General features: G+C 69.7%; 15 protein-coding genes. 8 read left to right on the top strand and 7 right to left on the bottom strand.

Translation table 11 applies throughout. The annotated features are described in order from the left end of the window. Positions 1-23: 23 nt before the first annotated feature. Positions 24-941, top strand: coding sequence for an alpha/beta hydrolase (locus FFT09_RS12025; RefSeq protein ID WP_208544412.1), 918 nt, complete (start codon positions 24-26; stop codon positions 939-941). Between the two features lie 41 nt (positions 942-982). Here the strand turns inward: FFT09_RS12025 and FFT09_RS12020 are convergent, their stop codons facing one another. After that, positions 983-2,143, bottom strand: a complete 1,161-nt coding sequence (locus tag FFT09_RS12020; protein WP_138382733.1) for a hypothetical protein — start codon at positions 2,141-2,143, stop codon at positions 983-985. Continuing rightward, positions 2,143-2,658, bottom strand: a complete 516-nt coding sequence (locus tag FFT09_RS12015; protein ID WP_081191670.1) for a hypothetical protein — start codon at positions 2,656-2,658, stop codon at positions 2,143-2,145. The genes FFT09_RS12020 and FFT09_RS12015 overlap by 1 nt, the downstream gene beginning before the upstream one ends. A 144-nt stretch (positions 2,659-2,802) precedes the next feature. Between FFT09_RS12015 and FFT09_RS12010 the strand changes: the two genes are divergently transcribed. Continuing rightward, on the top strand, positions 2,803-3,276 hold the full coding sequence (locus FFT09_RS12010; protein ID WP_138382731.1) for a GNAT family N-acetyltransferase: 474 nt from the start codon (positions 2,803-2,805) through the stop codon (positions 3,274-3,276). A gap of 41 nt (positions 3,277-3,317) precedes the next feature. After that, positions 3,318-3,824 (top strand): DinB family protein, encoded by a 507-nt coding sequence (locus FFT09_RS12005; RefSeq protein ID WP_244231332.1) that lies wholly within the window; start codon positions 3,318-3,320, stop codon positions 3,822-3,824. A 7-nt stretch (positions 3,825-3,831) separates the two neighbouring features. Here FFT09_RS12005 and FFT09_RS12000 read toward each other — a convergent pair whose 3' ends face one another. Further along, positions 3,832-4,413, bottom strand: a complete 582-nt coding sequence (locus FFT09_RS12000; protein WP_138382729.1) for a dihydrofolate reductase family protein — start codon at positions 4,411-4,413, stop codon at positions 3,832-3,834. An 83-nt stretch (positions 4,414-4,496) separates the two neighbouring features. On the opposite strand from FFT09_RS12000, the gene FFT09_RS11995 reads away from it, so the two are divergent. Beyond that, positions 4,497-5,060 carry a TetR/AcrR family transcriptional regulator gene (locus FFT09_RS11995; RefSeq protein ID WP_081191672.1) on the top strand — a complete coding sequence of 188 codons (564 nt, stop codon included), beginning with the start codon at positions 4,497-4,499 and terminating at the stop codon, positions 5,058-5,060. Positions 5,061-5,116: 56 nt separating this feature from the next. On the opposite strand, the gene FFT09_RS11990 is transcribed toward FFT09_RS11995, so the two are convergent. Both FFT09_RS11990 and FFT09_RS11985 read right to left on the bottom strand, forming a co-directional pair. Further along, the gene (locus FFT09_RS11990; RefSeq protein WP_138382727.1) at positions 5,117-6,079 is read right to left on the bottom strand and encodes a cutinase family protein; all 963 of its coding nucleotides are present in this window, start codon (positions 6,077-6,079) and stop codon (positions 5,117-5,119) included. A gap of 16 nt (positions 6,080-6,095) precedes the next feature. Beyond that, positions 6,096-6,791: a C39 family peptidase gene (locus tag FFT09_RS11985; protein ID WP_081191674.1), complete on the bottom strand. Its 696-nt coding sequence runs from the start codon at positions 6,789-6,791 to the stop codon at positions 6,096-6,098. Between the two features lie 241 nt (positions 6,792-7,032). On the opposite strand from FFT09_RS11985, the gene helR reads away from it, so the two are divergent. Both helR and FFT09_RS11975 read left to right on the top strand, forming a co-directional pair. After that, a complete protein-coding gene (gene helR, locus FFT09_RS11980) occupies positions 7,033-9,249 on the top strand; it encodes an RNA polymerase recycling motor ATPase HelR (protein WP_208544411.1) in 2,217 nt (738 codons plus the stop codon). Positions 9,250-9,345: 96 nt separating this feature from the next. Further along, the gene (locus tag FFT09_RS11975; RefSeq protein ID WP_081191675.1) at positions 9,346-10,302 is read left to right on the top strand and encodes a helix-turn-helix transcriptional regulator; all 957 of its coding nucleotides are present in this window, start codon (positions 9,346-9,348) and stop codon (positions 10,300-10,302) included. A 186-nt stretch (positions 10,303-10,488) separates the two neighbouring features. Here FFT09_RS11975 and FFT09_RS11970 read toward each other — a convergent pair whose 3' ends face one another. After that, positions 10,489-11,634, bottom strand: a complete 1,146-nt coding sequence (locus FFT09_RS11970) for a macrolide family glycosyltransferase (RefSeq protein WP_208544434.1) — start codon at positions 11,632-11,634, stop codon at positions 10,489-10,491. Positions 11,635-11,834: 200 nt separating this feature from the next. On the opposite strand from FFT09_RS11970, the gene FFT09_RS11965 reads away from it, so the two are divergent. Together FFT09_RS11965 and FFT09_RS11960 are read left to right on the top strand one after the other, a co-directional pair. Then, positions 11,835-13,325 (top strand): FGGY-family carbohydrate kinase, encoded by a 1,491-nt coding sequence (locus FFT09_RS11965; protein WP_138382724.1) that lies wholly within the window; start codon positions 11,835-11,837, stop codon positions 13,323-13,325. After that, complete coding sequence (locus tag FFT09_RS11960; RefSeq protein WP_081191678.1) at positions 13,322-14,935, top strand: fucose isomerase; 1,614 nt, start codon at positions 13,322-13,324, stop codon at positions 14,933-14,935. Before FFT09_RS11965 ends, FFT09_RS11960 begins: the two co-directional genes overlap by 4 nt. On the opposite strand, the gene FFT09_RS11955 is transcribed toward FFT09_RS11960, so the two are convergent. Further along, on the bottom strand, positions 14,865-15,881 hold the full coding sequence (locus tag FFT09_RS11955; protein WP_208544410.1) for an IS5 family transposase: 1,017 nt from the start codon (positions 15,879-15,881) through the stop codon (positions 14,865-14,867). The two genes, FFT09_RS11960 and FFT09_RS11955, sit on opposite strands and share 71 nt — an antisense overlap. Positions 15,882-16,033: the final 152 nt, after the last annotated feature.

Below are 16,033 nucleotides of genomic sequence, written 5' to 3'. Positions count from 1 at the left end.
CGTTGCTACCCACGATGAAGCCCGTGAACAGCACAGACTACGCACACTTCCTGCCTCCGCACTACCGCGACCGCGCACTGGCGACGAAGCCGCGGTCGACCTGGTGGAACTGGCGGGGGCGTCGGGTGCATATCGCCCGCACCAGCAACCCCGACGCGCCACTTCGCGTGATCATCATCCACGGTGCGGGCGGATACTCGGACGCGCTGTGGCCCTACGCCGACATCGCGGCGGGGGAAGCGGGCGAAGTCATGCTCCCCGACCTGCCGCTCTACGGCTACACCGTCGAACCGCGGCCCGGCCAGGTCCGCTACGAGGACTGGATCGAGCTGCTGTGCGATCTCGTCAGGGCCGAACACCGTGCCGACGACCGCCCGCTGGTGCTGCTCGGCGCCAGCATGGGCGGAATGCTCGCCTACGAGGTCGCAGCCCGCACCCGGCGGGTCGCGGCCGTCGCCGCCACCTGCCTGCTTGATCCCTCGGCCCCGGACGCTCGCCGCGCCGCCGCGCGGTTCAGCGGCACCGGCCGAATCGCTCCCGCCGTTCTCGGTGTTCTCGACCGCGTGGCGCGCGGGCACCGCCTGCCGATCCGGTGGGTCGTCGACATGAACAGCATGAGCAACGATCCCGGCCTGTCCCGCCTCTGCGCCACCGACCCGAGAGGTGGCGGTGCTCGGGTGCCGGTCGGGTTCCTGGCCAGCTTCCTCCGGTTCCGGCCGACGCCGCCCGAGGCGTTCGACGCGGCACCGGTGACCCTCGTTCACCCCGCCGACGACCGGTGGACACCGCCCGAACTCAGTGTCCGTTTCCTCGGTCGGATCACGTCGAACACCACCGCGGTACTGCTCGACGGGTGCGGGCACTACCCCATCGAGGAGCCCGGTCTCACCCAGCTCGCCCATGCCATGACATCCCTTCGGCAGCAGCTGGTCGGGTCGTGACCGACGGCACGCTCGGCGAAGCCTCGCTCGGGGAACGCGCGTCACGGCGTTCCCTGCGAATTGTTCTCCGTGATGTCGTACAGCTCCAGGAACGTACTGGGAACGCCGTTGATGCCGTCCCGGAAGTTCAGCACGTCACGCTGGTAGTCGGATTCGTCGGAGCGCAGAGTGTCCAACATGGTCGTCAGTTCGTCGTAGAGGTCGCCCGCGACCTCGCCGGGATGGTGCTTGAACGCAACCGTTTTCGAGTCGCCGGCCAGGCGCTCGCCCAGCCAGCCGATGAGGATGAGCGACGTTCCGATCGGCGCGGTTTTCGGCGGAATGGCGATCGCCGTTCCCAGGCCCTGCAGGCTCTGCCACTTCTTCGTGTGGTCGCTGGTCTCTGTGCTCTTCTCACCGAGCGCCTCCGTGGCGGCGCCGAGCAGCGCGAGGTTGTTGTCGCGATACGTATCGATGATCTTCGCCCGCCGGTTGATGAGGGTCGCGAGCCCGTTCGCGAACAGGGCGTGGTTGATCAGTGTCGGTTTGGTGGAGGCGAAGATGCCCTCGGCGACGCGGTCGGCGGCCGAGCCGGTCCAGTCCACCCGCCAGCCCTTCTCCTCGTCGCGGTTCAGGAACAGCTCGTCCACCTCGTCACTGATCGACAGCTCGTCCTGGAACCGCCCTGCGCCAGGTCCTTCCAGCGCGCCGCCGAACGAGACGGCCATCTCCACCAGCGCGTCGTGTGCCTCTTTGAGCGCGGTGAGCTTGCGGCCCGGCCACACGGGCAGCAGGTTGGAGAGGTACTGGCGATCCTCGTACGCCCAGTCCTCGGCGTGGGCGAACAACTCGCCGACACGGCAGTCGATCTGGTCCTCGTCGACCAGAACGATCCCGTCTTCCCACCACACCTCATGGTTGATGGGGCTGCCCCGATCGCGGATACGGCCCTCACAGCCGACCGACCGGACCGAACCCTCGGCACCGTCCTCGTACCAGCGCAAATAGTCGCACCCGTAGGTCAGATGAGCCTGCACCTCGGGCGAGCGGTGGTCCCAGACGTCGGGCGAGTGGTACATGTTCTGCCGGAAGTGCACCGGCGGAGGCGTCCAGTACTCCATGCGCCGCACGCAGTCGTACATGGTCTGCTGCCAGCGCTCTTCGAGCTTCCTCTCGAACCGGTCGAGCGCGCCCCGGACGCGGTCCTCGTAGTCGTCCGCCATCAGCGGTCACGCTCCTGTTCGGTGCTGTCCTCGAGGTCTTCGAGGTACTCTCTGCCCTGTTCGTCCCGCTCGGCCGGGTCCTCCTCCGTGCCGAACTCGCCGGGCTGGGTGCCGGTGGCGTCCTCGGGGCGCTCGGTGTCACCGGCGACCTCGTCGGGATCCCAGTTGAGGTCGTAGTCCCCGACACCGGCCCGATCGAACGACTCCCGCCACTCGCGGTACTGCCCGAGCTGGCTCTGCTCCTGCTCGACGTACCGGCCCGCGGCGGTCTCCAGCTGCTCGCCGGTGAGGTAGTAGCGAGCCGTGGTGGTCTTGAGATAGCCCTCGAACTCGTCGAGCAGGCTCATGATCTCGTTGTCGGCCTCGGTGGCAGAACCGTACTGGTCGGTGAGATGGTCCCGCGCGTCGTCGGTGCGCGTGAGCTTCTTCGTCACCTCCGCGTACTTCTCGGCGATCGTGTAGTTGCTCTGCGCGAGCTGCATCACGGTCTCGATGTTGACGGTGTAACCGGTCACGGTGTTCCCCCAGATCTCGCCGCGTGGCCTGAATTGCCGCGGTGCCGTTCATCTTTGCCCCCGCCTCCCGCACCGGGCAAGGGCGGGTGCGACCTGTGGAAAACTCGGTGCACCGAGCGGGCATTCTCGCGCACGATGGTCGGCATGGACACCGATTCGCGCCCCGTCGTCCGTCCCGCCGCCGCGGACGACTTCCCCGCGGTGGCCCGCTTGCGCTGGTGGTGGCTGCGCGAGACCGGCGAGCGCGTCGCGGGATCGGGCGAGGACTTCGTCGAGCACTTCACCGCATGGGCCCGCCGCAACTCCACGTCGCATCGTTGCCTGGTCCTGGTACGCGACGACACCGTCTTCGGCATGGGCTGGCTGGCGCTCGTACAGCGGGTGCCGACCCCGCTGGTACCCGAGCGCCTGTCGGGCGACGTGCAGTGCGTGTACGTCGTGCCCGGCGAACGGGACGCGGGGCTGGGCGGTCAACTGATCGACGCCCTGCTGGAGCTGGCGAGGGAGCTGGGGCTGGAGCGGGTGACCGTCCACTCCAGCTTCCGCGCCATCTCGGCGTACTGCCGGCGTGGGTTTGGTACCTCGCCCCGGCTGTTGCAGACCCACCTCACGTCCTGACGCGGCCGGGACTGTCGGAACCCTGTGGCAGCATCGCCACCATGACCACCGACCGCACCATGCCGCCCCCCACCGCCGACGAGCGCACGATGCTGGAGAGCTGGCTCGACTTCTACCGCGCCACGCTGGCCCTGCGCTGCGAGGGACTTTCCGACGACCAGCTGCGCACGGCTGCCGTGCCGCCGTCGCCGTTGACGTTGCAGGGCCTCGTCCAGCACGCGGCGGAGGTGGAGCGGAACTGGTTCCACCGGGTGCTTGTCGATGAGGACGTGCCGTCGCTGTTCGCCCCACGCGAGGCGGACGGCAACGACGGCGGCTTCGATGTCTCCGGAGACCTGGCGTTCGAGGATGCGCTGGCCACGTGGAAGGCCGAGGTGGCCGCCGCCCGAGAGCGGTGTGCGGGTCTGTCGCTCGACGAGACCCGGTCACTGCCCTTCGGCGCGGTGTCGGTGCGCTGGATCTACCAGCACATGATCGCCGAGTACGCGCGTCACTGCGGTCACGCGGACCTGATTCGCGAGCGGATCGACGGCACCACCGGGGTCTGACTCCCCGTCACGTGCGCGTCCGGTAGGTCAGCACCACCACGCCGCTGCCGTAAGCGGCCGAGTCCGCCAGTTCGTAGCGCTGGGGCGCGAACCCGCCGCCGTGGAACAGCGGGATTCCGTCACCCGCCACCACGGGGTGCAGTTTGACGACGAGTTCGTCGATCTCGTCGCGGAGTGCGGCGGCGATGGTGCCCCCACCGCACAGCCAGATGCCCGCGCCCTCCTCGCGCTTGAGCTCGCGCACGCGCGTGAGCGGATCGGTGCGCACCAGCTCGACCGTCGAGTCGGGACTGTCGGTCATCGTCGTGGAGAACACGATGCTGCGCAGGTGCCGGTAGGCGTTGGTGATGCCTTCCCGGAGCCCGATCTCGTAGCTGTGCCGTCCTTGCAGGACGGTGTCGAAGTGCCGGTTGGGCTTCCCGCCGAGCCCGAGCATCTCGCGCGCGTGGGTCGGGATGATCTCGGGATACTCGTCGCGCAAGGGCTGCGCGTGCTCGCCGTCCAGCACGAAGAAGTCCGGGTTGGCGCCTCCGGGGTCGGTGATGTAGCCGTCGATGGTCGCCGCCACCAGGTAGGTCAGTTTTCGCATGGTCGCTCCTCACCACTGCACTTGAAGTACTTCGAATGTAGTACTATGCATGCAGTGGTTGTCAAGCGACACGGGAGGCACCCTTGGTCACGAACCCGGAGCGGAGAACGGCACTCGTCGACGCCGCGATCGACGTCCTCGCCACCCACGGCGCGCGGGGACTGACCTTTCGCGCCGTCGACACCGAGGCCGGGGTGCCCACGGGGACCGCGTCCAACTACTTCACCAACCGCGACGACCTGCTACGACACGCCGCCGAGCGCATTCACGTGCGGGTAGCGGTGGACGCGGGCGAGGGCACCGAATCGGACCCCGCCGCGCTGCTCACCCAGTTCATGCGCCTCCTGCTGCACCGCATCGCCGACGACCGCACCGGCTGGCTCGCGCTGCTGGAACTGCGGCTGGAAGCCACGCGGCGTCCCGAGCTGCGCGCCACGCTCACCACGGCGCTACGCGAGAACCTGGAGGCCAACGTCCGGGGTCACCGCGAGGGCGAGCTCCCGGGCGACGACCTGACGACCGTGCTGCTGTACTACGCGATGACCGGGCTGATCCTGGAACACCTCACGCTGCCGGGCGTGCTGGCCGACAGGGACCTCGACGCGCTGGTCGGCGACTTCGTCCGGCGGTCGCTGCCCGAGACGTGACGGTGCCGCCCCGGACCTTCGGCCCGTGGGGCGGCACCGTGGTGGCCAGCGCGGTGTCACGCCTCCTGGATAAGGCGGTACCAGGGTGAGCTCTGCGCCAGCTGGTCGAGCGTGTCCTGCCCGACGAGCCCGGCGAGCTGGTCGCGTGCCGTGCGCACGGCGTCGCGCGCGCCGACATTGTCGCCCAGCAGTTGCTGGATCTGCCACGGCGTGCCGACCGGGATCGGCAACGGCGCACCGTGCGGTACCCGCTGCGGCTGGCGGTGCAGGGTCTGCCCCGAACCGAGATCGCGAGCCGGGTCGAGGACGTAGCCGTGGTCACCACTGGCGTAGCCCACGAGCCCGTTCGCGAACGCCGCCAAGTTGGTGATCATGTTGGTGGAGTTGCAGATGCCGTCGTTCTCGTTGCAGACGTCGTGGACGGCGAGGTCGCCGAAGTCGTGCCCGCCTCGCATGGTGACTCCGGGCAGGATCGTCGGCAGGTTGGTCTCGATTCCGCCCGCCACTCCCCCGGCACCGCCGTCGCCGAACGCCCGCCTCGGGTTGCCGTAGAGCACGCCGTGGACCAGGTGGTGCGGGATGTCGTTCGTCCGGGCCAGTGTCTCCAGCACGTCGCCCGCCACGAGCGCGCCCTCGGAGTATCCGGAGAGCACCAGCCGCGAGCCCGGGCAGGAGGCATGGAAGTCGCGAACGGCACCGTCGAGCGCCGCCGCACCGCCCGCGACGGCCTCGTCCAGCGCCAACCGGTCCAGCCCGGGGAAAACGCCGTCCTCGTAGGGCACCTGAACGATGTCCCAGCCCGCGGGCGGGTTCGCGTTGAACGCCGAGTTGTTCCAGTTGGTCAACGTCTCGCCGTGCCCGTAGCCGTCGGTCTGGAACACGGCCGTGTCCGGGCACGCGGCACTCTGCTGTGCCTGGGCCGCCGGAGCGGCGACAGCGGTGGCGGCGGTGGCGGCCGTGAGTACACCGGCCAACGCCGCGCCTGCCTTGGTCACGGCGGACTTCTTCACGATGCGCATGGTGTCCTTTCCGCCGTCAGGCGCTGTAGCCCTTGGGCGGAATGAGGGAGGCGAGGTGGTCGAAGGTCAACCAGTAGAACTGGTATCCACCGAACGACGCCGGGTCGGCGATCAGCACGGTACCGTTCACGTCGTCGTAGCCGATCACCGTGAAGTAGTGGTAGATCGTCTGGTTGGGCGGGTATCCGGGCGGTTGGTTCCCGGGCGGGGCGACGATGTTCGCCACGATCGGGTAATTGTTGTTGATGTTCAACACGATGTCGCGCCACAACAGGTCCTTCTGTGCCTGTGTGGGCGGATCGTTGGGCATCTCCTTGGTCTCGTACCACCCGACGTAGTTACCGAGCACTCGCGTGACCTGACCGATGTGGTCGGTGCCGCCGACGTGCGTACCGAGTTCGGCGGCGAGAGCGGCCTGACTCCGGTACACCCCACGTGCTGACAGCGCGATGCGGGTGGCGGCGGGTCCACACCAGTAGCCGGTCTCCTGTACCTGGTAGTCGACGTTGAGGATGACCTCCCCCGCCGTCGACCGCTGTGCTCCGGCGACGGGCAGCGCGGTGTCGGCGGTGGTGCCGACCGCGGCGGCGGCTGTGGTACCGGAGGTGCCGACGGTGCCGGTGGTACCTGCCGCGGCCACCGCGCCGGTCATCGGCACGGTGAGCAGGACCGTGAAAGCGGCCGCCACGGCAGCGCGAATCGGCTTGCGCATAGTTCTCACCCCTTCTCATTGGCGGATCTTGGATACTGCCAACGGCCCGGGGGTTCGGACCAGGTTTCGCCAGTGGCGCACGTGCGCCATCGCGCAGGTGCGCCAGGAATGCGCACAGCACGCGCCGCTCGGAGCGAAGAAGGGGCTTGACACAAAGGAGACAATAGAAAGTCGGCGCATTCTTCCAAAACAAGAAGAATTCGCCGACTGCTGTCACCAGAATAGCCAGAATGAGGGGAACGTGTCAACTCAGGGGTACGAGAGGGAACTGCGGGCCGAGCGCGACCACGTGGCAGGGCTGCACGAGCGGCTCGACGCCGAGCGCGCCCGCGTGGAGCGGGAGTACCGGGCCGCGCTGCGCGGAACCGGCGGCACGCCCATGGAACGCGACGTCGAGGTACGCGCACAGGCCCGGCAACGTCGGCGGCTTGCCGTGGCGGACGAGGGACTGTGCTTCGGCAGGCTGGACGACCGGTCGGGCCAGACGACCTACATCGGCCGGATCGGTCTCGTCGACGAGGACAACGACTACGAGCCGGTGCTGCTCGACTGGCGGGCACCGGCCGCCCGCCCGTTCTACGTCGCCACGGCCGCGTCGCCGGAGAACACGCGCAGGCGCCGGCAGTTCCACAGCCGCGGGCGGCGGCTGGTGGAGTTCACCGACGAGGTGTTCGGCCGCCCTGGCGAGGAGGACCTCGCCGATGCCCTCGACGGCACCGCTCGGGGCGACGCCGCCCTGCTCGCGGCGGTCAGCGCGCCACGCGGGGACGGTATGCGCGACATCGTGGCGACCATCCAGGCCGAGCAGGACGAGATCATCCGGCTCGACCATCCGGGAGTGCTCGTGGTCGAGGGTGGACCCGGCACCGGCAAGACCGTGGTGGCTCTGCACCGGGTCGCCTACCTGCTCTACACCCAACGCGAGCGGATGGAACGGCACGGGGTGCTCGTGGTCGGGCCCAATCCGGCGTTTCTGCACCACATCGGCCGGGTGCTGCCGTCGCTGGGCGAGTCCGACGTGGTGTTCACCACCCCCGGCGGCCTCCTGCCCGGACTGCGTGTCACCGCCGAGGACGAGCCGGAGATCGCGCGGCTCAAGGGCTCACCGGCGATGCCGGACGTGCTGGCGGCGGCGGTCGCCGACCGGCAACGGCTGCCGGAGCACTCGGTCCACGTCCCACTTGCCGACGTCACGGCACGGCTCGATGCCGACGTCGCCGAGTGGGCCCGGCAGGAGGCCCGGGACAGCGGGCTGCCCCACAACGAGGCCCGTACGGTGTTCACCGACATCGTCACGTGGGCGCTCACCGAACGGGCCATCTCGCGTATCGGGCGCGGCTGGCTGAACCGCGACGACCGGGAGGCGTGGGAGGACCTGCGGGCGGGGCTGCTCACCGAACTCGCGGAGAACGAGGCGTTCACCGCCACGCTGGACGAGCTGTGGCCGGTCCTGACTCCCGAGACGGTGCTGGCCGAGCTGTACTCCTGCCCGGAACGGCTGCGTGCGGCAGGCGCCGACCCCTCGCTGTGGCGCGCCGAGGGCGACGCCTGGACGGTGCCGGACGTGCCGCTGCTCGACGAGCTGATGGAGCTGCTTGGCCGCGACAAGGCCGCCGAGAACTCGGCGAAAGCCGCCGTGGAACGGCAACGGCAGGCCGAGGCCACCTACGCGGCCGGGGTGCTGGACGGCCTCGTCGATCGCACGGAGTCCATGGACGACGACGACCACCTGTTCGCCACCGACCTGCTCTACGCCGAGGATCTGGCGGATCGCTTCGTCGAGCGGGATACCCGGGAGCTGGCCGAGCGCGCCGCCGCGGACCGCGACTGGACCTACCGGCACGTCGTGGTGGACGAGGCACAGGAGCTGTCCGCGATGGACTGGCGAGTGCTGATGCGGCGCTGCCCGGCCCGCTCGTTCACGGTGGTCGGCGACCTCGCTCAGCGCCGGTCGGCGGCCGGGGCGAACTCGTGGGCCGAGATGCTGGAGCCCCACGTCCCCGGACGCTGGGTCCACCGGTCGCTGACGGTCAACTACCGCACGCCGTCGGAGATCATGGCGGTCGCCGGCGAGGTGCTCGCCGAGTTCGCTCCCGGAACACGGCCACCGGAGTCGGTGCGCGCGAGTGGGGTCCGCCCCTGGGCCCGCCGCGTCACCAGGGACGACGTGCCCGGCGCCATCCAGGCGTTCGTCCGGGAGGAGGCCGACCGCGAGGGCACCAGCGTGGTGATCGGCCCGCCGGACGTCCCGGCAGCGGTGCCGGTGTCGGACACGAAGGGGCTGGAGTTCGACGCCGTCCTGGTGGTGGAGCCGGAACGCATCCTCGCCGACGGCCTTCGCGGTGCGGCGGAGCTTTACGTCGCCCTCACCCGAGCCACCCAGCGGCTCGTCGTGCTGCATCTCGCCCCGCTGCCTCGTGCTCTGAGCGGGCTGGCCGATCGGGAGGTAGCGGGGTAGACCGGTTCGCGACCATCGGCTGTTGTGGCGCGCTGCCCGGCGGCCCTACGCTGGGAGAACAATCCCCGGGCTCGCCCGTCGGAACGGAAGGAATCCGTGCTCGACGTCCTCGTCCCCGACAGCGACCACGGCAGGGTGTACCGCGCCCTGACGGTACTGGCCCGTTCGGATCACCGCCGCCTCGCCGAGCACACCGGGCTGCCCGAACCCACCGTCGAACGGGTGCTGGCCGACCTCGCCGAACGCGACCTCGCCCTGCGCACGGGTGCGTGCTGGGAGGCCGCGCCGCCCGACCGTGTGCTGTCCATGGCGCTGGCCGAGGAGGAGGACCGCAGGGCCCGGTTGTGGCGGGCGGGCGCCGAGCTCGACCGGTTGCACCACCAGGCGAAGGCGGCGGCCGGGCCGTTCCGCACGGTCGCCCCGGTGGAGCACCCGGAGACGTTGCTGCGGTTGACCGCGCGGCTCCAGGAGCGGGCGCGCGAGCAGGTGCGCTGGCTCGACCGGCCGCCGTACTACAGCGCGCCCGCCGACTTTCGCGCGCAGGAACACACGCAGACGCGCCGCATGGCCGAAGGACTCCGCTACCGGACCGTGTACGGCCAGGCCGTCTACGGTGACCCGGAACTGTTCGCCGCGATGACCAGGATGGCCGCACGCGGGGAGCAGGTCCGGGTGCTCGCGGAACTGCCGGTGAAGCTCACCCTCGGCGACGAGGACGTCGCGTTGCTGGTGCCGGAGCCGGATCGTGCCGGGCTGGAAGGGGCGCTTCTCATCCACGCCTCGCCGCTGCTGCGGGCGCTGTCCGCGGTTTTCGAAACACTGTGGACACTCGGGATGCCGGTCACGGAGGTGGCGGGCGAACACGATCTGCGCGAGCAGGATCGTGCGATCCTCACGCTGATGGCGGCGGGCGCGACCGACGACGCGATCGCCCGCAGGCTCGATCTTTCGCGGCGCACCGTGGTGCGGCGGGTCACCGCGTTGCTCGACCGGCTGGGTGCGACGACCCGCTTCCAGGCCGGCGTGCAGGCGGCGAAGCGCGGACTCCTGTAGGTCGTGTTTCACCAGTCCCGCGTACCGGCTGCGCGGGGCCTGGCGCGGCGATCCGCCGCGTTGTCGTCGTCGCCGATAGCGCTGCTATCAGCTCCTCCTCCGCCTTGCGGCTCATCCACGCCACACCCCGCTCGCACGGAGAGGACTGATGAAACACGACCAGCGCTTCGCCGCCTGACTCGCGGATCAGAGCATGCGCTCCACGATGTCCGCCGCCGCGGCGGCACCACCCGCCTCGCGCAACTCGGCGCCGTGGCGAGCGAGGTTCTCGGCCACCACCGGCGATCCGGCGACCGACAGCACGGCCTCCCGCAACGCCTCCGGCGTCACCTCGTCCGCCGAGAGCTGCGTACCCACGCCCAGCTCGACCAGGCAGTGGGCGTTGAAGAACTGGTCGACGGCCTGCGGCACGGCGACCATCGGCACCTCGTGATACAGCCCTTCCGAGCAGCCGCCCATTCCGGCGTGGGTGACGAACGCCGACGCCCGCGACAGCACCGCGAGTTGCGGCACCCAGCGGTGCAGCTCGATGTTAGGCGGAACCTCACCGAACTCGGCCGGGTCGACGTACCGGCCGATGGAGATGACCACCTGCCAGTCGAGCCCGGTGAACGCCTCGATACACGCGCGGTAGAACTCCGCCCGGTCGGTGTAGGCCGACCCCAGCGACACGAGCAGCAGGGGCCGGTCGGACTCCGGCCACTCGCCCTGGTGGGGGCGCCGATCCAGCGACGGCCCCACGAACGTGTACACGGACTCGTCGACCCGGTCGGCGTTGGGCTGCATGGCCTTGGGCAGCAACACCGCACAGCGGGGTGGTCGCCCGGTGAACTCGTCGAAGGTCGACTCGATGCCGATCTCGGCGAGCCACCGGTCGAACCGGCTCAGGAACTCCTTGCCCTCGGGGGTGTCGAGGAAGGCCCGCGCCTCGGCCATGTCGGCCTCGTAGCCCTCCCACGCCACCATCGACGGCGACAGCTGCAACAGCGGCAGGTTCCAGCGGTGGGCCAGCGCACGGCCCGCGTAGCCGCCGATGTCGTAGAGCACCGCGTCGGGCCGGTCGTCGGCGAGCGCGGCCTCCAGCTGCGGCAGGACTCCGCGCCCCTCGTCGAGGAACAGGTCCATCGCCTCGACTCCGCCCTCGGGCCACTGCTCGTTCTTGGTCTCGTCGGGCAGGTCGGACGAGATGACGATCGGGGTGGCGCCGGACGACGCGGCGATGTCGGCGAACGACTCGGGCACCGAGACGCTGACGCGGTGCCCCCGCTCGACGAGCTCAGCCAGGACGGGCAGGTGCGGGTTCAGATGACCGTGGGCGCCCACGGCGACCATCAGGATGTGAGACAAGAAGAACTCCCAGGAATGAGAACTGACTCGGGCATGGCAAGTAAGCCGTCGTCACACGACGGCGGTTGCGCTGTGCGCGGTCGTCTCAGAGGTAGAACTGCCTGGGCATGCGGAGACTGTAGCAAGCGGGTGACAACGCGTCGACGAGGTTGTGTCAGTAATCGATTTCTGAGACGCTGCCGAGCATGCGACGGCGCGCGTACCTCGGGGTCGACATCGGCACCTCCAGCAGCAAGGGCGTACTGGTCGACCCGGAAGGGCGGCTGGTGCGCACGGCCGTGCGCGAACACACCGTCGACCGCCCCGCGCCCGGCCACGTCGAGATGGACGCGCAGGTCTGGTGGCGAGAGTTCGTGGAGCTGGCGAGCGAGCTGACCGCGCCCGGCGACGTCGAGGTCGCGGCCGTCGGGGTCAGCGGAATGGGCCCGTGCGTGGTGGTCACCGACGACGACGGGACACCGCTGCGGCCCGCGATCCTGTACGGCGTCGACACGCGCGCGAGCGCCCAGATCGACGCCCTCAACGACGAGCTGGGCGCCGAGGCGATCTTCGAGCGCTGCGGGTCGATGCTGTCCAGCCAGGCGGTGGGCCCGAAACTGCGCTGGCTCGCCGACACCGAGCCCGGCACCACCGCCCGCGCGCGACGGCTGTTCATGCCGAGCTCCTGGCTGGCGTACCGGCTGACCGGCGAGTACGTGCTCGACTACCACTCGGCGAGCCAGTGCACCCCGCTGTTCGACACGGTGGACAACACCTGGCACGACGGCTGGGCGCGCCACATCTGCCCCGACCTGGAGCTGCCGCCGCTGCGGTGGCCGGGCGAGGCAGCCGGGGTCACGACCCACGAGGTCGGCGGCATTCCCGCCGGAGTCCCGGTGATCACCGGAACCATCGACGCGTGGTCGGAGGCGGTCAGCGTCGACGCGCAGCGCCCCGGCGACCTCATGATCATGTACGGCACCACGATGTTCCTGGTCAACACCGTCCGCGAGCGGCTGACGACCCCGGCCATGTGGGGCACGCTGGGCGCCCTGCCCGGCACGCGCAACCTCGCGGGCGGCATGGCGACCTCGGGGGCGATCACGGCGTGGCTGCGGGAGCTGACCGGCGGCACCGACTACTCCACCCTGCTCGCCGAGGCGGCGGCCTCCGGCGCGGGGGCGAACGGGCTGCTCGTGCTGCCCTACTTCGCGGGCGAGCGCACCCCGATCTTCGATCCGGACGCGCGAGGTGTCGTCGCGGGACTCACCCTGAGCCACACGCGCGGCGATCTCTACCGCGCGGTGCTGGAGGCGACGGCGTTCGGCGTGCGGCACAACATCGAGTCGCTGCACGAGGTCGGAGCCGAGATCTCGCGGGCCGTGGCCGTGGGCGGCGGCACCCAGGGCGCGCTGTGGACGCAGGTCGTCTCCGACGTCACGGGCATGGCGCAGACCGTTCCGAGCGTCACCATCGGCGCCAGCTACGGCGCGGCGTTCCTCGCGGCCGGCCTGGTCGACGACGTCCGCATGGCCGAGTGGAACCCACCCGCGCGTGTGTGTGAGCCGGACCCTGCGGTCCGCGACACCTACGACGCGCTCTACGAGCAGTACCGGGCGCTGTACCCGGCGAGCCGGGACGTCGTGCACGTCCTGGCGCAACACCAACGAGCCCGCTCCCGCGAAGGAGAGTCATGACTCTGTCCACACCGGAACGCACCGCGTACCTCGTCGCCAGCGGCGACCTGCGCGAATCGGCCAACGTCGCGGGCTGGCCCACGCAGGTGGAGCTGGAGCGCGTGGTCACCGACGCGCTGGCCGCGCAGGGTTGGCGGGTCGTGCGGGCCAACGACGTCGACCCCGAGACCGGGCACGGGTTCATCTCCAGCCAGCGCATGGGACTGCGCGTGTTCGGCAACATCCCGGCCGACGCTCCGCTGATCGTGGCCGAGGCCGTGTGGCAGTACAGCCACCACGTGCTCGCCGGGCTGCGCACCCACGAGGGCCCCATCCTCACGGTGGCGAACTTCGCGGGCGCGTGGCCGGGGCTGGTCGGCCTGCTCGGGCTCAACGCCGGGCTCACGAAGATGAACAAGCCGTACTCGACCATCTGGACGGTCGACGGCAGCGACACCTGGTTCCAGGACGGCATCCGGTCGTGGCTGAAGACCGGCACCATCGCCCACGACACCTCACACGTGCGTGACCTGCCCGAGCTGCCCGCCACGCCCGCCGCCGAACTCGGCCGCACACTCGCCGAGCGCCTGCTGAAGGACAAGGCCATCATCGGCGTGTTCGACGAGGGCTGCATGGGCATGTACAACGCGATCATCGACGACGAGCTGCTCAACCCCATCGGCATCTACAAGGAACGGCTGTCGCAGAGCGCGCTGTGGGCGGAGATGCAGCGGGTGCCCGACGCGGAGGCCGACGCCGTGGGCCGGTGGCTCACCGAGGCCGGGATGACGTTCCGGCTGGGTACCGACGAAGCCACGGAACTGACCGAGAACCAGTTGCGCTGGCAGTACAAGATGTACATCGCGGCGCTGCGCATCAGCGACGACTTCGGCCTCGACGCGGTCGGCATCCAGTACCAGCAGGGACTCAAGGACCTCGCGCCCGCGTCCGACCTGCCCGAGGGCCTGCTCAACAACGCCCTGCGCCCCCCGGTGACCAGCCGGGACGGCTCGCGCGTGCTGTGGGAAGGTCGGCCGCTGCCGCACTTCAACGAGGTCGACGAGGGCGCCGCCGTGGACGCGCTCGTGACCAACCGCGTGTGGACGGCGCTGGACCTCGACCCCGCCACCACCCTGCACGACGTGCGCTGGGGCGACGAGTACGACGGCGAGTTCGTGTGGGTGTACGAGATCTCGGGCTCGGTGCCGCCGTCGCACTTCCCGAACGGCTACGTCGACGCCGAGGGCTGGCGGCAGGGCAACGTGTTCTTCCCCGCGGGCGGCGCCACGATCAACGGCGTGTCCAAGCCGGGCGAGCTGGTGTGGTCCCGCGTCTACATCGCCGAGGGAAGTCTCCATGTCGACATCGGCCGGGCCAGCGTGGTGGAGCTGTCCGAGGAGGAAACCCGCAGGCGCAAGGAAGCCACCAACCCGGAATGGCCCATCGCGCACGTCGTGCTCCACGGGGTCGACCGCGACCAGTTCATGGCGCGCCACAAGGCCAACCACGTGCAGATCGCCTACGCCCCCGACGCCGCCACCGCCGACCAGGCGCTGGAGGTCAAGGCAGCACTGTTCGCCCGCCTCGGAGTGGCCGTGCATCTCTGCGGTGACGTGAAGCTGGGCGGGTAGCGAGTTCGTGGGGCATCCGGCTGGCGGGTTGCCGGATGCCCCACGCAGAGCTTGTTCCTAAACTCGTGTGAGGCGTTTGCTGGTGGTGGTGTGGATCATGGCCCAGCGGGCTTCGTGGTGTTCGGGGAGGCGTTCGTAGTCGCGTACGCAGCGGGCGGTGTTGGTTGATCCAGGCCAGGGTTCTTTCGACGACCCATCGGCGGTGCAGTACGACGAAGCCGGTTTGACCTGCGAGTTTGGCCACGATGTCGATGTCGATGCCGACTCCGAACAACGCTTTGGCCCAGGTGATGAGGGTGCCGGTGTAGCCGGAGTCGGCCCACAGGTGCCGGATGCTCGGGCAGACATACCGTAGCCGAGCCAGCAGGTTGCGTGCGGCGACACGATCTTGCACGCCGGCGGTGGTGACCAGCACGCAGATCAGCAGGCCGAGCGTGTCGACGGCGATATGACGCTTACGGCCATTGATCTTCTTGCCCGCGTCGAACCCGCGGCTTGCGGCCCCGACGGTCTCGGAGGCTTTCACCGAGGCCGAGTCGATGCTGCCCGCGCTGGGTGCGGCGTTGCGTCCTTCGGCCAGGCGGACACGGTCACGCGGCCCGTCGAGCATGTCCTGAGTGACCCCGGCGGATTCCCATGCCGCGAAGTGGTTGTACACGGTGGACCAGGGTGGGAAGTCCGCTGGCAGGGCTCGCCATGTGATGCCGTTGTCGACCTGGTAGAAGATCGCGTCCACGATCTCGCGGCGGCAGTGCTTGGCCCGGCGTCCACCATGTCCGGCCAACCAATCCGGGGCGGGCAGCAACGGTTCGATGATCGCCCACTGCGCATCGGTGGTGTGCGATGGATACCGCCGTGACCTGCGGGAAGGCTGGTGCGAGGTGGCTAGCAGGCAACAGTGCTGACCCCGCGCGCGACTGATCGATGAATTCGGGCACGATGGCACCCGGGACTCCTCGGTAGGACGGTTGACTAGACACCACCCGATCTACCAGGAGTCCCCTCTCATCTCCGCACCACCCCAGCCGACCAAGATCAGTTCAGGAACCGGCACCGAGGTGATCTCACCAGGCACGAACGCCATCCCCGCAAATAACT

The sequence above is a fragment of the Saccharomonospora piscinae genome (assembly GCF_005862235.1).
GTDB classification, from domain to species: Bacteria; Actinomycetota; Actinomycetes; order Mycobacteriales; family Pseudonocardiaceae; genus Saccharomonospora; species Saccharomonospora piscinae.
Note: the sequence above shows the minus strand (reverse complement) of the source record. Positions and strands in the feature narration are given on the sequence as shown.